General features: G+C 47.0%; 12 protein-coding genes. 7 read left to right on the top strand and 5 right to left on the bottom strand.

The genetic code is table 11. From position 1 onward, the window contains the following. Positions 1–40: 40 nt before the first annotated feature. A complete protein-coding gene (gene mgtE / locus WKT10_RS12840) occupies positions 41–1,429 on the bottom strand; it encodes a magnesium transporter (RefSeq protein ID WP_337434618.1) in 1,389 nt (462 codons plus the stop codon). 321 nt (positions 1,430–1,750) lie between these two features. Then, positions 1,751–2,602, bottom strand: coding sequence for a MerR family transcriptional regulator (locus WKT10_RS12835; RefSeq protein ID WP_340277618.1), 852 nt, complete (start codon positions 2,600–2,602; stop codon positions 1,751–1,753). An 81-nt stretch (positions 2,603–2,683) separates the two neighbouring features. Here WKT10_RS12835 and WKT10_RS12830 point away from each other — a divergent pair, with 81 nt between their 5' ends. The 5 genes from WKT10_RS12830 to WKT10_RS12810 all read left to right on the top strand — a co-directional run bounded on the left by WKT10_RS12830 (position 2,684) and on the right by WKT10_RS12810 (position 8,896). Next, complete coding sequence (locus tag WKT10_RS12830) at positions 2,684–3,223, top strand: GNAT family N-acetyltransferase (RefSeq protein WP_066546209.1); 540 nt, start codon at positions 2,684–2,686, stop codon at positions 3,221–3,223. 220 nt (positions 3,224–3,443) lie between these two features. Beyond that, positions 3,444–4,478 (top strand): transglutaminase domain-containing protein, encoded by a 1,035-nt coding sequence (locus tag WKT10_RS12825; RefSeq protein ID WP_337434615.1) that lies wholly within the window; start codon positions 3,444–3,446, stop codon positions 4,476–4,478. A 5-nt stretch (positions 4,479–4,483) separates the two neighbouring features. Then, entirely contained in the window at positions 4,484–6,340 is a 1,857-nt protein-coding gene (gene recQ, locus WKT10_RS12820) for a DNA helicase RecQ (protein ID WP_340277615.1), read from the top strand. 1 nt (position 6,341) lies between these two features. Further along, on the top strand, positions 6,342–7,499 hold the full coding sequence (gene rsmH, locus WKT10_RS12815) for a 16S rRNA (cytosine(1402)-N(4))-methyltransferase RsmH (RefSeq protein WP_178276068.1): 1,158 nt from the start codon (positions 6,342–6,344) through the stop codon (positions 7,497–7,499). A 68-nt stretch (positions 7,500–7,567) separates the two neighbouring features. After that, complete coding sequence (locus WKT10_RS12810; protein WP_178276082.1) at positions 7,568–8,896, top strand: AAA family ATPase; 1,329 nt, start codon at positions 7,568–7,570, stop codon at positions 8,894–8,896. Here WKT10_RS12810 and WKT10_RS12805 read toward each other — a convergent pair. From WKT10_RS12805 to WKT10_RS12795, 3 genes are read right to left on the bottom strand one after another with little or no spacing between them, the layout of a single operon-like run. Further along, the gene (locus tag WKT10_RS12805; RefSeq protein ID WP_066546218.1) at positions 8,893–9,333 is read right to left on the bottom strand and encodes a MarR family winged helix-turn-helix transcriptional regulator; all 441 of its coding nucleotides are present in this window, start codon (positions 9,331–9,333) and stop codon (positions 8,893–8,895) included. The two genes, WKT10_RS12810 and WKT10_RS12805, sit on opposite strands and share 4 nt — an antisense overlap. 18 nt (positions 9,334–9,351) lie before the next feature. Next, positions 9,352–11,244 (bottom strand): ABC transporter ATP-binding protein, encoded by a 1,893-nt coding sequence (locus WKT10_RS12800; protein ID WP_340277612.1) that lies wholly within the window; start codon positions 11,242–11,244, stop codon positions 9,352–9,354. After that, positions 11,244–12,968 (bottom strand): ABC transporter ATP-binding protein, encoded by a 1,725-nt coding sequence (locus WKT10_RS12795; protein WP_340277610.1) that lies wholly within the window; start codon positions 12,966–12,968, stop codon positions 11,244–11,246. Before WKT10_RS12795 ends, WKT10_RS12800 begins: the two co-directional genes overlap by 1 nt. Before the next feature lie 225 nt (positions 12,969–13,193). Here WKT10_RS12795 and WKT10_RS12790 point away from each other — a divergent pair, with 225 nt between their 5' ends. Together WKT10_RS12790 and WKT10_RS12785 are read left to right on the top strand one after the other, a co-directional pair. Further along, positions 13,194–16,076 (top strand): sigma 54-interacting transcriptional regulator, encoded by a 2,883-nt coding sequence (locus tag WKT10_RS12790; protein WP_340277608.1) that lies wholly within the window; start codon positions 13,194–13,196, stop codon positions 16,074–16,076. A 57-nt stretch (positions 16,077–16,133) separates the two neighbouring features. After that, a complete protein-coding gene (locus WKT10_RS12785) occupies positions 16,134–16,775 on the top strand; it encodes a bifunctional 4-hydroxy-2-oxoglutarate aldolase/2-dehydro-3-deoxy-phosphogluconate aldolase (protein ID WP_340277606.1) in 642 nt (213 codons plus the stop codon). The last annotated feature ends 1 nt before the right edge of the window (position 16,776 follow it).

Here is a 16,776-nt window from a genome sequence, read left to right as displayed (position 1 = left end):
GCCGAAAATGCGGATATACATTTTCGGCCTTATGTTTTTCCTATGGAAGCTGCATAATATTGATTAAAATAATCCAGGACAATCCATAGTAGGAAATGACGGCCACCAGATCGTTTACCGTTGTGATAAGTGGGCCGGATGCTACTGCCGGATCCACTCCTATTTTCTGGAAGAAAATAGGAATGATTGTACCGGATAAAGAAGAGATAAGCATGGCAAGTACCATAGCTGTGCCAAGGCATCCGGAAACCGCAAAGGCAAAGGAGACGGTATTTCCCTTTAGAACCAGATAACCTCCGATTATGAGAAATGACAGGGCACCAAGGATTAAACCGTTGGTCAGTCCTACCCGTGATTCTTTTATGATCAGCGCCAGTTTCTGTTTTCCTGAAAGCTGCTTATCCATAAGTACACGGATCGCAACAGCAAGAGACTGGGTTCCTACATTACCTGCCATGTCCAGAATCAAGGACTGAAAACACATAATAACAGGAAGCTGTGCGACGATGGATTCAAAGAGGCCTACGGTTGCCGATACGCCAAGCCCCATTCCAAGCAGGATAAAAAGCCAGGGAAGGCGTTTTTTTACGCTGAGAAAAATGGGTTCCTCCAGATCCTCTTCAGCAGAAAGACCGGCAAACTTTGCGTAATCCTCATTTAATTCGTCTCCAACGACTTCTACCAGATCGCTGGCAGTGATAACACCGATTAGTTTGTTGTCATTATCCAGTACCGGGATAGAATCTTCAGAGTAATCTCTAAGCTGAGGGATACAGTCTTCGATGGATGCACGCGCATAAATGTATGGATAGGAACAGGTCATGATACCTTTCAGATCCGTTCCTTCTCTGGCTATGATCAGATCCTTTAAATCAATAGCTCCATAAAATATATTATATTGATCGACAACATAGATGGTGCTGATATTGTCATTTTCCGCTGCCTGACGAACCAGCTCAGACATGGCTTCTTTGACAGAGGCGTGATCGGAAACAACGATGTAATTAGTAGACATAACGCTTCCGATTTCATCCTCATCAAAGGAACTCAGTAATTTTACGTCGGAGCGTACCTCAGGATCCAGTAAGTCGATGAGCGTTTCCCGTTCCCCTTTTTCCAGGTGCCGGAGTACATCCACTACATCAGAGGTTTCCATACGGGAAAATACATCGACTTTTTTTCGGATGCTTAATTCCTGGACGTATTCTGCAATATGGTCGGAATATTCTAATATATCCGCCAGTGCTTCTGAATCCAGGATCTGATATAATTTTGTGCGTTCTGTTTTATTTAAAAGATCCAGAGCCAATGCGATATCATTTTCATGGTAGGAAGATAATTGTTCCTGCATTCTCTTTGGAGTCAGATTGCTGCGGATCAGCTCTGCGATTTCCAGGCTGTATCCTGCTGCTGTTGTGTTTGCTGCCATTTCATTGTCCTCCTTTACAAGCTGATTTGGGCAAAGGCGGGTACAGAAATTCTGTTCGCAGCAAAAAGGGCATAAAAAAACCACTGCCGGCTGCAAACAAAACAGACTGCAATCGCTTTTGCTTATGTAGTGCTGTGTTGGAACAGACAATGGTATTCACTCATATATACAGACGAAATCAGGCCATGGACAGTCGGAAGCTGTCTGTGTATGTAAATGGTTGGAATACCTTATCCGTACTTCGACTATCACTACCGTCCATGATCTCACCTCACTTTTAATTGTTTTATTATATGACTAAAATGACCTGTATATTATAACCTATTTTTCCGGGAAGCACAACCTTTTTTCTGTTAAATCAGAAACGCTGCATGGAATCGTGATCATGGTGATGTAATCTGCCTGATTTTTAAGTGCCATTTCATTTAGCCCCTCTTCATAGGCATAGCCGGTAAGAAGCAGATGATGCTCTTTGGCATAGGAAAGGATTGACCGGTATACCTGAGGAAGCTTATCCCATGTCCCAATACAGAAGGAGCGCAGATAGGTTCCCGCCGGCAGTATTTCGTCGTATGCCTCGGAGGTATGAGGGCAGTAAGCAAAAAAGGAACTGTAGCTGTTAAAATGCTTTCTTCGGATAGAATCCATAGAAATACGGCTTCCGAAGCTGTCATAAAGATGAAATGTCTCTTTCAGCCTGAGAGAAAAATCAGCAGCAACTGAAAAATCCGCCTCATCATATTTTCCCGTAATGGCAGAAGAAATAAGAATTTTTTGCTGAGGAAGCGAGCACAGCTGAATGGAGCCGTGTTTTGCGTTCATAGCAATTTTAAGACGTTCCGCTTTTTGTTCTAAAAATGACTGTTCAGATAAAAGCTGCTGAATGGATTCTTCAATCCATAATTTCCTTTTCTCCATTATCCGGGAAAAGGAATCGTCCGATGGACTGGAAGCATATTCCCGGATTTCTTCAATGGACAGGCCGATTTTTCGCAGTGTCAGGATCATTTCCAGCTGTGCGAACTGAAAGCAGGTGTAATAGTGATAGCCATTTTCTTCAATGAACTCAGGACAGAATAAGCCGATATCGTTGTAGTAATGAAGAGTTCGTTTGTTGACTCCGGCACGTTTGGCAAATTCTCCGGAGGAGTATAGATAGTGTTTTTGCCCCATAAAAACTCCTTGACTGTACACTTACTGTACATTATATGATAGGGCATATAAGAATAATGTCAATAGGAAGAAGGAGATTGTATGGAATTTACATCAGTTAAAAAGCAGCAGTGGTCGGAAATAAAAGAAATTTATATGGAAGCATTTCCAAAATGCGAAAGAAAGCCCTTTTTTTTACTGCGCCAGTCAATTAAGAGAAAAAAAGCCGTGCTGGCGGTGGCAGCAGAGGGAAATCAGCTTCTGGGATTTACAGTTTTTGTTGTATATAAAGATATGGTTATGATAGATTATCTGGCAGTGTCATCGAAAATACGGAGCAGAGGAACGGGAAGCCGGATTCTGGAACATATATGCGGGCAGTTTCCGGATAAAAAAATCGTGCTGTTAATTGAACGTGTGGACGATATGGCAGAGAATTGTCAGCAGCGGACTGCCCGCCGGAGGTTTTATCTGAAAAATGGTTTCACTTCTTCCGGCATTTTTATAACGGGTGCAGGCGGAGACATGGAAGTTTTAAATTACGGAGGAACTGTTTCGCAGGAGGAATATATGGATTTACAAAGATATGCGCTTGGGAAGCTGTTTTTCCGTTTGTCGCGGATTCAGCTGGCAGAGGTGTGAGTATTTATTTATGATGCAGGAAGGGTGCTTTTAACAAATAAAATATATCAAAAATCTGCAATTCAGTGTTATAATAGGGATACTGAACTCATTTGACAGGCCGTACGGTAAAATAAGCGGCAAAGGGCTGCAGACCGGTGATGTCATGTCGGCCTGATTCCCCGGCAGGGGGATGACGTTGGACCATTATAAGAACAGAAAGGCCATATAAAACTCGAAAATGGAACCATATTACTACACAAAACTACCCAAACACCATCAGTCCGTCTACCATGCCATTTTCCAGGGGCTTATGAATCTGGAGGATTCCTTTTTAGTCCCCAGAATTGACGGCAGGGAGCTGACAGACCTGTTTTTCCGTCTGCGTCTGGATCATCCGGAGATATTCTGGGCCAGTGGATTTCATTATAAATATTATCAGGATTCGCCCAATCTGATTTTTGAACCGGAGTATCTGTTTGAAAAGGGAAAGATAAAGGAGCATAAAAAGGCACTGGCGTCCCGGGTGGAGAAGCTGATCCGGCCGGCGGCAAAGCTTTCCGAGTGGGAGAAGGAGAAGTATATTCACGATTTTATCTGTGAAAATGTCCGCTACGATAAGCTGAAAAAGGCCTATTCCCATGAGATCATCGGTCCTTTGGGCCAGGGTGTGGGAGTATGTGAGGGGATTGCAAAGGCAGTGAAGGTGCTCTGCGATGGCCTTGGGATCTGGTGCATGATTGCAATCTGCGGAAATAATCCGGAAAAAGGCATCAAGTACCGTCATACCTGGAATATTGTGCAGATCGGAGGCGTGTATTATCATCTGGACACTACCTTTGACAATACGCTGGGAAAGCATAACTGCGCAGAAGGCGGGATCCGGTATGACTATTTTAATCTGGATGACAAGGCAGTATTTCGAGATCATGAGCCGTTAATCGCTCCGGCGCCGTCCTGTACAGACGGGGATCATTTTTATTATAAAGAAAAGAAGCTGTCATTTACAAAGGCAGAGGATGTCTATAAGAGAGCCTGTCAGGCAGCGAAAAAGGGAAAGCCCCTTACTTTTCACTGGAGAGGCGGTTATCTTACCAGGGCTGTGCTGGAGGAACTTTTAGATTTAATGAAAAAAGCAGGAGAAGAACGGGAAAAGACAGCGCGGATTGCGCTTAACTGGCCTCAGGCGGTGATTCGCCTGACCTATGCGGACGGCAGGGCGGAGAGCAGTGTTTCCGTAGACGAGGCTAATGAGGGAGAGCAGGAAGGTACATAACATAAATGACACAACAGGAAATTTTAAAGCATTATTTTGGCTACGACAGCTTCAGGGAAGGGCAGGAGCGTTTAATTGAAGCAATCTTAGAAGGCAGGGACGTATTGGGAATCATGCCTACGGGGGCCGGAAAGTCTCTTTGCTACCAGATTCCTGCCCTTATGATGGACGGGATTACCCTGGTGATCTCGCCTCTTATTTCTCTGATGAAGGATCAGGTGAGCAACTTAAATCAGGCGGGAATCCTGGCAGCTTACTTAAACAGTTCCTTAACCTACGGCCAGTACAGAAAAGCGCTGGAGTTTGCCAGAGCAGGGCGGTATCCTATTATCTATGTGGCTCCGGAGCGGCTGATGACAGAGGAATTTTTACAGTTTGCACTGGATCCTCAGGTAAAGATTGCCATGGTGGCTGTGGATGAAGCCCACTGCGTATCCCAGTGGGGACAGGATTTCAGGCCAAGCTATTTAAAAATAGTGGATTTTATCCGGCAGCTTCCGGTGCGCCCGGTGGTCAGCGCTTTTACAGCTACGGCTACGGCGGAGGTACGGGATGACATCATGGATATTCTGATGCTTCGCCAGCCGGAGATCCTTACCACAGGCTTTGACCGCGGGAACCTGTATTTTGGCGTGCTGTCCCCTAAGGACAAGTATGCGGCTCTGGTGAATTATCTGGAGCGCCATAAGGGGGAAAGCGGTATTATTTACTGTATTACCCGCAAGGTAGTGGAGGAAGTCTGCGCCAACCTGATCCGGGAGGGCTTTCCTGTGACACGGTATCACGCAGGGCTTGGCGATGAAGAGCGCAGGCACAATCAGGAGGAGTTTATTTACGATCATTCCCCTATTATGGTGGCGACGAATGCCTTTGGAATGGGCATTGATAAGTCCAATGTGCGCTTTGTGGTTCACTATAATATGCCGAAAAATATGGAATCCTATTATCAGGAGGCGGGACGCGCGGGCCGTGACGGAGAACCGGCGGAGTGTATCCTTCTCTATGGAGGTCAGGATGTGATTACCAATCAGTTTTTTATTGACCATAATCAGGAAAATGATGCCTTAGATCCCATGACGCGGCAGATCGTGATGGAGAGAGACCGGGAGCGCCTGCGGAAAATGACATTTTACTGCTTTACAAATGATTGTCTCAGGGATTATATCCTGCGGTATTTTGGAGAATACGGCAGCAATTACTGTGGAAACTGTTCCAACTGCCTGACTCAGTTTGAAACTGTAGATGTGACGGAGATTGCAGAGACGCTCATCCGCTGTGTGCAGACCAGCGGACAGCGCTATGGGACCAATGTGATTATAGATACGGTTCACGGAGCCAACACGGCAAAGATCCGCAATTACCGCATGGATGGAAATATCTGCTACGGAAAGCTGGCAAAAGTTCCCGTATACAGGCTGCGTCAAGTGATGAACCATCTGCAGCTGTCCGGTTTTCTCACCGTTACCAATGATGAATATGCCATTGTGCATCTTACAGAAAGCTCTGGAAGGATTCTTGCAGGAGAAGAGACGGTTATGATGAAGATGGCAAAGGAGCAGGAGCACACAAAGACCGATACGGGAAGCAGAAAGAAGAAGGCAAAAGGTGTTTCGGCAGGTATGGCAGAGGCAGATATGCCCTTATTTGAGCGGCTCAGGGAGCTCCGCGCCCAGACGGCAAGGGAGGAAAAGGTACCGCCCTATATTGTATTTTCCGATAAGACTCTGGCTCATATGTGCGTTTTAAAGCCTGAGGACAGGGAGAAAATGCTGTCTGTTTCCGGCGTGGGCGAATTTAAGTATGAAAAGTATGGAGAGCGTTTTCTGGCCTGCATCAGAGAATGGAAGGAGAAAGAAGCATAAAATGGATCAGGATAAGAGAAAAGAGATCATAAACAGTTCAGAGACACAGGAGGATTTGGGTGTACGGGAGGATGGCGTACAGGTGACAGGTGTACAGGAGTCCGGTATACAGAGTGAATCCGCCGTTCCTCACAAACGCCGTGTCCGCTACAAGGGTACCCACCCGAGGAAATTTGAGGAAAAGTATAAGGAACATCAGCCGGAAAAGTACCGGGATACCATTGAAAAGGTCATCAGTAAGGGCAGCACTCCTGCAGGTATGCACATTTCCATTATGGTAAATGAAATCCTGGATTTCCTTCAGATCCAGCCGGGACAGACCGGTCTGGATGCTACCTTAGGCTACGGAGGCCACACAGGCCATATGCTGGAGCAGTTAAAGGGACAGGGCCATATGTGGGCTCTGGATGTAGATACCATCGAGATGGAAAAAACCAGAAAGCGGCTGGCAGAAAGGGGATTCGGGCCGGATATTTTAACCATAAAGCATTTAAACTTTGCAAATATTGACCAGGTGGCAGAGGAAGCAGGAGGCTTTGATTTTATACTGGCAGATCTGGGAGTTTCTTCCATGCAGATTGACAACCCGGAGCGGGGCTTTTCCTATAAAACAGACGGTCCTCTGGATCTGCGCCTGGATTCTTCCAGAGGGATGACGGCAGCGGAACGGTTAAAGGAGCTGGACGAGGAGGAGCTTGTGGGGATGCTTGTGGAAAACTCGGATGAACCTTATGCGAAAGAAATTGCCAGAAGGGTGATGCGCGAGCTGAGAAATGGAAATGCCGTTGACACAACTACCCGCCTTCGGGAACTGATTGAGGAAGCCCTGGTATTTCTTCCTGTGGCTGATCGGAAGGAGGCTGTGAAAAAGTCCTGCCAGAGATGCTTTCAGGCACTGCGTATTGACATTAACAGCGAATTTGAGGTGCTGTATTCCTTTTTGGATAAACTGCCGGGAGCCTTAAAGCCCGGAGGAAGGGCTGCGATTTTAACCTTCCATTCCGGAGAAGACAGACTGGTAAAAAGGGCATTTAAAGACGGAAAGAAGGCAGGGCTTTACAGTGAGATTTCCGCTGATGTGATCCGTCCCTCGGCAGAGGAGTGCATAAAGAACGGACGTGCCCGTTCTACCAAGCTTCGATGGGCGATCCGGGGATAAGGTTTTATACGGACCAATTGACTGCAGGAGGTTTTTGCAGAAGGAGAAGGGAGGCATGCAAAATGGACATGGAACAGCTGTCGCTGTTTGATACGGAAGCAGTTTACGATCCGCTGGCAAGCCGGATGCGTCCGGAGGATCTGGATGAGTTTGCAGGCCAGACGAATCTTTTGGGAAAGGGGAAGCTTTTGCGCCAGCTCATTGAGCAGGACCGCATCCCGTCTATGATTTTCTGGGGGCCTCCGGGGGTGGGAAAAACCACGCTGGCAGGGATTATTGCAAAGAGAACCCATGCAGAATTTGTGAATTTCAGCGCTGTCACCAGTGGAATCAAGGAAATCCGCGAGGTGATGGCCCAGGCAGAGGGCAGACGGCGCATGGGCGGAAAAACCGTGCTTTTCGTAGACGAGATCCACCGCTTCAACAAGGCACAGCAGGATGCCTTTCTTCCTTTTGTGGAGAAGGGAAGTATTATCCTGATCGGGGCAACCACGGAAAATCCTTCCTTTGAGATCAACAGCGCTCTTTTGTCACGGTGCCGTGTATTTGTCCTTCACAGCCTTTCAAATGAAGAACTGGTGCAGCTGATCCGAAGGGCGCTCACATCCCCAAAGGGGCTTGGGTACCTGAAGGTGGATATAAGCAGTGAGATGATTGAGAAAATTGCTGCCTTTGCAAACGGAGATGCCAGAACTGCCTTAAATGTTCTGGAGATGGCAGTGGCAAATGGGGAAATTACCGGGGAAAAGACCATTGTGACCATGGATACTCTGATGCAGTGTATCGGGAAAAAGAGCCTGCTTTATGATAAAAAGGGAGAAGAGCATTATAATCTGATCTCGGCTCTTCACAAATCCATGCGCAATTCTGACCCGGATGCTGCGGTATACTGGCTGGCTCGGATGCTGGAGGCAGGAGAGGATCCCCTTTACGTGGCAAGAAGGCTGGTTCGGTTTGCCAGCGAGGATATCGGGATGGCAGACAGCAGCGCCCTTCCTCTGGCAGTGGCTGCTTATCAGGCCTGCCATTTTCTGGGAATGCCGGAGTGCAATGTCCATTTAAGTCATGCGGTCATCTACCTGTCCACCGCGCCCAAGAGCAATTCTTCCTATATGGCCTATGAGGCAGCCAAAGAGGATGCAAAGGAGATGCTGGCAGAGCCGGTTCCTCTTGTGATCCGCAATGCGCCTACAGACCTGATGAAGGAGCTGCATTACGGAGACGGCTATGTGTATGCCCATGATACAAAGGAAAAAATCGTGCGGATGCAGTGCCTGCCAGACAGCGTAAAGAACCGTGTCTATTACAGGCCGGGAATTCAGGGGGATGAAAAGGTCATAAAGGACAGAATGGAACGGATCAAACAGTGGAGAAATAAAGGAGTGTCGGAGCATTAAAGCCCCGGACACTCCTTTAAATTTTTCAGGATACGTTCCAGATTTTTTTTAAGAAGCTCTTGTTCTTCCGGATCCATTCCCTCACAGATTACATCATTAAGACGGTCAAAGCCCTGATGGACCTGGGCCGCCTCTTCACGTCCTGCCTTGGTGAGGCAGATGAGAAAGGATCTTCGGCAGTCCGGATCACGTTCCCGTACCAAATATCCGGATTTTTCCAGCTTATCCAGACTTCGGGACATGGTGGTTGTATCCATACGGCAGCGCCCCGCCAGCTCTGTCTGGGTCAGATGGTCTTCCTCCAGAAGGCAGTTTAAAATCCTGGCATGTCCCTGGCCCAGAGTAAGTCCCAGATTCTGTAAAAATGGCTGTACCAGCCGTTTTCGGGCCTTTTCAATCTGTATCATCAGATCTCTTATATCTGTATTTCCATTCATAATAGAGGGTCCTTTCTGTCAATCCAATTCAAATTGTCCGGTATAAAGCTGATAGTACCGTCCCTTCTGTTCCAGCAGCTCGTCGTGATCTCCCCGTTCCATGATTTCCCCGTGCTCTAATACTATGATCGCCTCGCTGCGGCGCACCGTTGAGAGACGATGGGCGATTACAAATACAGTTCTGCCCTCCATCAGGGCGTCCATACCCTGCTCGATGAGCTTTTCTGTACGGGTGTCAATGGAGCTGGTAGCTTCATCCAGAATCAGAACCGGAGGCCGTGAGATGGCGGCCCTGGCAATGGCTAAGAGCTGTCTCTGCCCCTGAGACAGATTGGCACCGTCGCTGTGGAGCACCGTGTCATAGCCCTGGGGCAGACGGCGGATAAAGGAGTGGGCGTTCGCCACCTGGGCAGCGGCCCGTACATCCTCGTCGCTGGCATCCAGACGTCCGTAGCGGATGTTGTCGGCGATGGTGCCTGTAAATAAATGGGTATCCTGAATGACCATGGACATGGAACGGCGCAGATCATCCTTTCGGATTTCCCTTATATCAATGCCGTCATAGGTGATAGAACCGCCATTTACTTCATAAAAACGGTTTACCAGGTTAATAATGGTAGTTTTTCCTGCTCCTGTAGATCCCACAAAGGCGATTTTCTGTCCGGGCTTGGCATACAGGCTGATGCCGTTTAAGATGGTCTTTTCAGGCACATATCCAAAGACAACATCATTGAAACGGACATCTCCTTTCAGGGGAATAAAGGCAAAGCCATCGGAAACAGGAGCATCCAGTCTGGTTCGTTTTACCGTTTCCTCAGGAACCTTCCAGGCAAAGCGGCCGGTAAATTCGCTGCATTCCTTAAGCTGTCCCATCGGATTTTCCCGAACCTGGCATAAGCGTACGTTTCCCTCGTCGATTTCCGGTATTTCATCCATCATGTCAAAAATTCGTTCTGCACCCGAAAGGGCAGACAAAAGAAAGTTAATCTGCTGGGTAAACTGGTTCATGGGCATGGCGCTTTGGCGCACATAGACCAGATAGGAGGCCAGTGTTCCCAGATCCGTCAGGCCGGCCAGTGCAAAGAGGCCTCCCACACAGGCAGAAACGGCGTAGTTAAAATAGGAAAGGGAAACAATGGTGGGGATCGTCATGCCGGAATAGGCTAAAGCTTTTGTTCCGGCATCCCGGAGGGCTTCATTTCTGCGGCAGAATTCTTCAAAATCCTGCGGTTCATGGTTAAAGACCTTTTCCACCTTCTGTCCTGCCACCATTTCCTCTACAAAGCCGTTAATGCTTCCAAGACACTGCTGCTGCCGGATAAAATATTTCCGGTTGCGGCGGCTGTTGTATCGGATGAACAGGGTCATGCAGGCAAGGAAGAAAATGACGATCAAAGAAAGACGCCAGCTTAAAATAAGGAGCATGGTAATGGTACCGGTAATGGTAATAAAGCTCTGGATCATCATGGCAAAGCTGCCGTTTAAGGCCTCTGTCAGAGTGTCCACGTCATTGGTAAAGCGGCTCATGAGCTCGCCGTGGGTATGGGCGTCAAAGTAGGATAGGGGAAGCTTTTGGGTATGCTCAAACAGATCAGAACGGATTTCGCTTACTACCTGCTGGGACATATGGACCATGAGCTGGTTATAGGCCAGACAGGCTGAGGCGCCGAGTGCATACATAAGCCCCATGAGGGCGATCATGCGGATGAGTCCCGGAATATCTCCGGGGAGAATGTAGTTGTTGATCACAGGCTTTAGAAGGTAGGTACCCATGATATTTGCCATGGCGCTTGCAGCTACTAAAAGGGCAATGGCAAACATATACCATTTATGCCGTCCTAGATACCCAAACATCTGCTTGATTGCCCGTCTGGTGTTTTTTGGACGGCTGAAATTTGCTATTCTTGCCATTACAGATTCGCTCCTTCCTGCTGTGAATAATAGATTTCCTGATAAATGGAGTTGTGTTTCAAAAGCTCCTCATGGGTTCCGCACCCGGCCAGCCGGCCGTCCTCCAGGATAAAAATCTGGTCTGCGTGGAGTACCGAGGAGATGCGCTGGGCAATGATGATCTTGGTGGTGTCCGGAAGGCTTTTTGCCAGCCCTTCCCGGATCTTTGCCTCAGTGGCAGTATCCAAAGCGCTGGTGGAATCGTCCAGGATCAGAACTTTGGGGGCTTTTAAAATAGCTCTGGCAATGCACAAGCGCTGTTTCTGTCCGCCGGACACATTGACGCCTCCCTGGCCCAGCTCGGTTTCGTAGCCCTTTGCCAGTCGTCCGATAAATTCATCCGCACAGGCGATCCGGCAGGCGGCATCAATTTCTTCATCTGTGGCTGTTTCCTTTCCCCATCGCAGGTTATCCTTTACGGTGCCGGAAAAAAGCGTGTTTTTCTGCAGCACCACAGCAATGGAGTCACGCAGCTCTCTGAGAGGATATTCCCATACGGGATGGCCGTCTACCAGCACCGTTCCTTTTGTAGCCTCATAAAGCCTTGGGATCAGCTGTACCAGTGTGCTTTTGGCAGCTCCGGTCTGTCCGATGATGCCTACGGTCTGTCCCGCCTTAATATGCAGGGAAATGTCAGAAAGCACATCCTCAGAGCTTTCCTTATTGTATTTAAATGACACATGGTTAAATTCAATTTCTCCCCGTTCTACCCAGATGTCTGTTGCCCGGTCTTCTTTGATATCAATGTCTTCATGCATCACTTCCATGATCCGGTGCCAGGACGCCATGGCTCTCGTAATCATTAAAAACACATTGGAAAACATCATCAGGGAATTTAAAACCTGAAGCACGTAGCTTAAAAACCCGGTCAGTTCGCCAACGCCGATGCCTCCGATGGTAAGGATATTTCCACCGAACCACAGGATGGAAAGAATGGTGCCGTACATTACAAACTGCATGGCAGGCATATTTAAGGCTGCCAGCCGGAAGGCCTGTTCAGAGGCGGTCCGGAGCTCGGTGTTTACCTGCTCGAATTTGGCGGTTTCGTAATCTCCGCGTACATAGGATTTTACTACCCGGATGGCAGTCAGATTTTCCTGGATGATCCGGTTGACCTGATCCATGGCACCCTGCATCCGGGAGTAGAGCGGCCGTACATGGCTGATGATGAAAAACAGCATAATGCCCAAAATAGGGGCAGCCACTAAAAAGACCATAGCCAGCCTGGGATTGATCAGAAAGGAAGCGGTCATGGCTGTGAGCATCATGATAGGGGAGCGCAGTCCCGGCCTCAGTCCTGTAGCGACCGAGTTCTGGATGGCAGTCACATCGCCCGTAAGGCGGGTCACCAGAGAAGAGGTGGTAAAATGGTCGGTGTTTGCAAAGGAAAATTCCTGCAGACGGGCAAACTCCGCCCGGCGCAGTTCGGCTCCCAGCCCATGGCCGAACCGGGCGGAAAAAATGGCAGAACCCTGGCCCAGGATCAGGGCGATCAGAGCAAAAAGGATCATCTGTGCGCCTTTTGCCAGAATATAACGCCGGTCTCCGTTCGCTACGCCTACATCCACGATCGAAGCCATTACAAGAGGGATCACCAGCTCAAAAATGGTTTCTGTGACAATGCAGAACGCAGCCAGAATCCCATCCCGGCGGTAAGGGCGCAGATAAGACATAAATTCTTTCATAAATCGTAAGCCTCCTGTTTATGGGTAATGGCAATAGTTGCATATACAACTATTGTAAGGCTGAGGATGGGAAAGGTCAAGATTATTTGGGAAAGTAAGGAAATATATGAAAGCATAAATGAAATCTAATGTGAAAAAGACCGGGGATATGGTATACTTTTATAAAAGACAGGCGTACAAAGGGCGATAGTGACAGCATAAATTACAGAAGTGGAGAGTTCCAATATGAAAGACAAGATCATTCATCTGATTGCATCAGAAGACAGCAGAAATCCCATGACAGATGAGGAAATAGCGGAGACTTTGGGAATTTTTAGAGAAACAGTTACAAATATAAGAAAAGAGGCAGGACTGGGAGATTCAAGGGAACGAAGAAAAGCGGCAGTGTTTCAGGATATGAAGGAGCTTCTCAATATGGATCCGGATCTTACAGAGCGGGGATTAACACGATGTTTGGCTGAACGGGGGTATGTAATTGGAAAATACGCAGTGGGAAAATTAAAGGAAGAGCTTTTAAAGGAGTGGCAGCCTGAACCGGAATATGGGAAAACAGGAGAAGAAATTCAGGATGGGAGCCGCTTTTTTTCAAAGGTGATCGGTTATGCGGGAAGTATGAAAAGCCAGATCAAGCAGGTACAGGCAGCAATCTTGTATCCGCCTAAAGGTCTTCATTGTCTTCTTTACGGTCCTTCCGGCGTAGGAAAGAGCTATCTGGCAGAAATCATGCATGAATATGCAGTGACAACGGACAATTTTGCTTCGGATGCCCCATATTTTGCATTTAACTGTGCAGATTATGCAGACAATCCCCAGCTTCTTTTGTCACAGCTGTTCGGTTATTCCAAAGGTGCCTTTACAGGTGCATCTGAGAATAAAAAAGGAATCGTGGAACAGTGTGACGGGGGAATCCTCTTTTTGGATGAGGTTCACCGGCTTCCACCAGAAGGACAGGAAATTTTGTTTTATTTGATGGATAAGGGGAAATTCCGCCGCCTGGGAGAGACAGAGGCACAGCGGGAAAGTCATCTGATGATTATTGCAGCAACAACGGAAGATCCAAGAAGCTCCCTGCTTCTTACATTCAGGAGACGTATTCCCATGATGATTGAAATTCCATCCCTGAAAGAACGGCCATTAAAGGAAAAGCTGCAGTTTATCCGTCTGTTTTTCTGGATAGAATCGAGACGTTTGAATGCGCCTGTGCTGGTTCGGGCAGAAGTGATCCGCTATATGGCAGATGAGGAATACCAGGGAAATGTGGGGCAGTTAAAGGCAGATATACAAGTCTGCTGTGCAAGAGCCTTTCTGGACGGTAGAACAAAAAGAAGATCAAAGATGATTGTGGGAATGGAGGCTCTTTCTGGAAACAAAACGGAGCCTATATCTTCTGGAGAACATTCCCGTCTGGCGGAGCTGGTACCGGAAGATGAGATATTTACACCGGATATGCCGGCAGTTACGACAGCTGAAACGGATAATGGCTGGGATATTTACCGTGATCTGGAGGAACGCTACAGTGCTTTGACAAAAGAGGGATTAAAAGAAAATGAAATTGAAGAAAAGCTTTTGAGAGAAATTGAGAGCAGTTTTCAGCTCCATATCCGCCAGGTGGAGGAAGCGAGCTTAAGCCTGGAAGAACTTTCTCACATTACAGGAAGCGACGTAATGGAGATGGCAAAAGAAGTGTATGAACTGGCCAGTCAAAGGCTTCCGTATCTGAAGCGGGAGATGATTATTCCGCTGGCAATCCATCTGAAAATGGCCTGTGAACGGTTAAAACAGCAGGAGCGGATCGTAGAGAAGGGAATTAAGAATCTGGGAGAACTTTACAGGGATGAATATGAGGCTGCAAAAGAAATCCTGAATTATATCTGCAAAAAATACTATGTTTGTTTTTACAAAGAAGAAGCCGGATTTTTAGCAATGTATTTTCACCGCTTTCAGGAAAAGCACAGGAAGGAAGGCTGTGTGGGTGTTGCGGTAGTTTCCCATGGGCCTGTAGCCAGCGCCATGGCAGAGGTAGCCAACTCTATTATGGGAGTCAGTCATGCGGTAGGAGTGGATATGGGGATCAAAGATACGCCGGTTCAGATGGCGGAACGAACAATGGAAGCCGTGCGCCGGATCGACCAGGGAAAAGGCGTTTTGATTCTGGCGGATATGGGTTCCCTTTTAGATATGGAAGAAAAGGTGAAAAAGGAAACAGGAATTACTGTAAAAATTGTAGGAAGAACGGATACAATGATGGTTATTGAAGCAATCCGAAGAACCTACTGGACAGATGAAAGCCTGGAAACAATTGCAAAGGTACTTGACTGGAAGCAGTTCTCACCTGCAAAGCGTCAGACGCGTAAACCCAGAGAAAAAGCAGTTCTCTGTTTGTGTATTACGGGCGAGGGAGCTGCCAGAATGTTAAAGAGCTATCTGGAAGAGCGTTTAAAAAGCACTCTGGGGAACGTGAGGATCATTACAAAAGGATATATTGAAAATACGGATATTACAGAGCTGATCCGCGCATCCGAAGAAGAATATGAAATTTTAGCTATTGCGGGAACCATTGACCCAAAGCAGACGCAGTACCCGTTTTTATCGGTTTCAGAAATTTATGCAAAAGAGGGAATCAGGACACTGCGTCAGATTTTGAAACGCCATTTCTTCAAAGAGCAGAATTGCCTTCAGGATGTGATTTTTAGAGATCTCATTTTTATACAGGAAGATTTTGCTTACAAGGAGCAGATTTTAGATCAGTGTGTGGAAGCAATGGCTGAAAAGGGATTGGTTCAGTCGGAGTTTCTTTTAAGCGTTTATAAAAGAGAGGGCATGATGCCTACATTTTTGAAGGGAGGGATCGCAATTCCCCACGGTGCGGAAAATCTGGTTACAAAACCAGTCATATGCATTACAAAATTGGACAAACCCATTGTCTGGGATGGATTTAATACGGTAGATCTTGTATGTGTTCTGGCTTTAAATGAAAAATCGACAAAATATTTTGAGCAGTTTTATCAGGTTATTTCTGATGAAATCATGGTTTCCAGAATACGCTCATGCCATACCCCAGATGAGATATATGGAATTTTGTGTAATTATACAAAAACAGTCAAATAAGTTGGCATCATTCTTGCTCATATATAAGGTATAACGAGCAGGAAAGGAGCTGATTAAATGAAAGTAAATGATTTTCCCAAAGTAACTGTTATCTTAAGAGGCTATACCTACGATCAAATACATACCGTTGTAAAAAATCTGATAGGGACAGAGCTTAAGGCGGTTGAAATTACCATGAACACGCCTGGAGCTTTGGAAACGATTCGGAAAATCCGTGAGGAATTTGGAGATTCCATTCTGGTAGGAGCTGGAACGGTTCTTACATACACGGAAGCGCAGCAGGCAATTGATGCAGGTGCAGCCTTTTTACTTTCTCCAACTGTATTTGATAAGGAAATACTGGATTTGTGCAGAGAAAGAGGTGTTATATCAGTTCCGGGAGCATTCTCACCATCGGAAATATGGAAAAGCATTCAGGATGGAGCAGATATCGTAAAGGTATTCCCGGCAGGACGACTGGGAAGCAGGTTCTTTTCAGATATCCAGGCGCCTCTTGGCAGACTGCCTCTGATGGCAGTAGGAGGAGTAAATGTGGAAAATCTGGAAGAATTTTTTAATGCAGGAGCATTATTTGCGGGAATCGCTTCCGGTATTTTTAACCGTCAGGATATCATTGAGCAGAGAGAAGAACACTTAAGAACATCAATCAGGGAAGCAGAAAAGAAAATCAGGCAGTTAAGGGAAGCACAGGAGGAATGAA

The organism is Enterocloster sp. HCN-30185 (genome assembly GCF_037890305.1).
Classification (GTDB): Bacteria; Bacillota; Clostridia; order Lachnospirales; family Lachnospiraceae; genus Enterocloster.
This window is presented reverse-complemented; position numbering and strand designations above follow the sequence as displayed.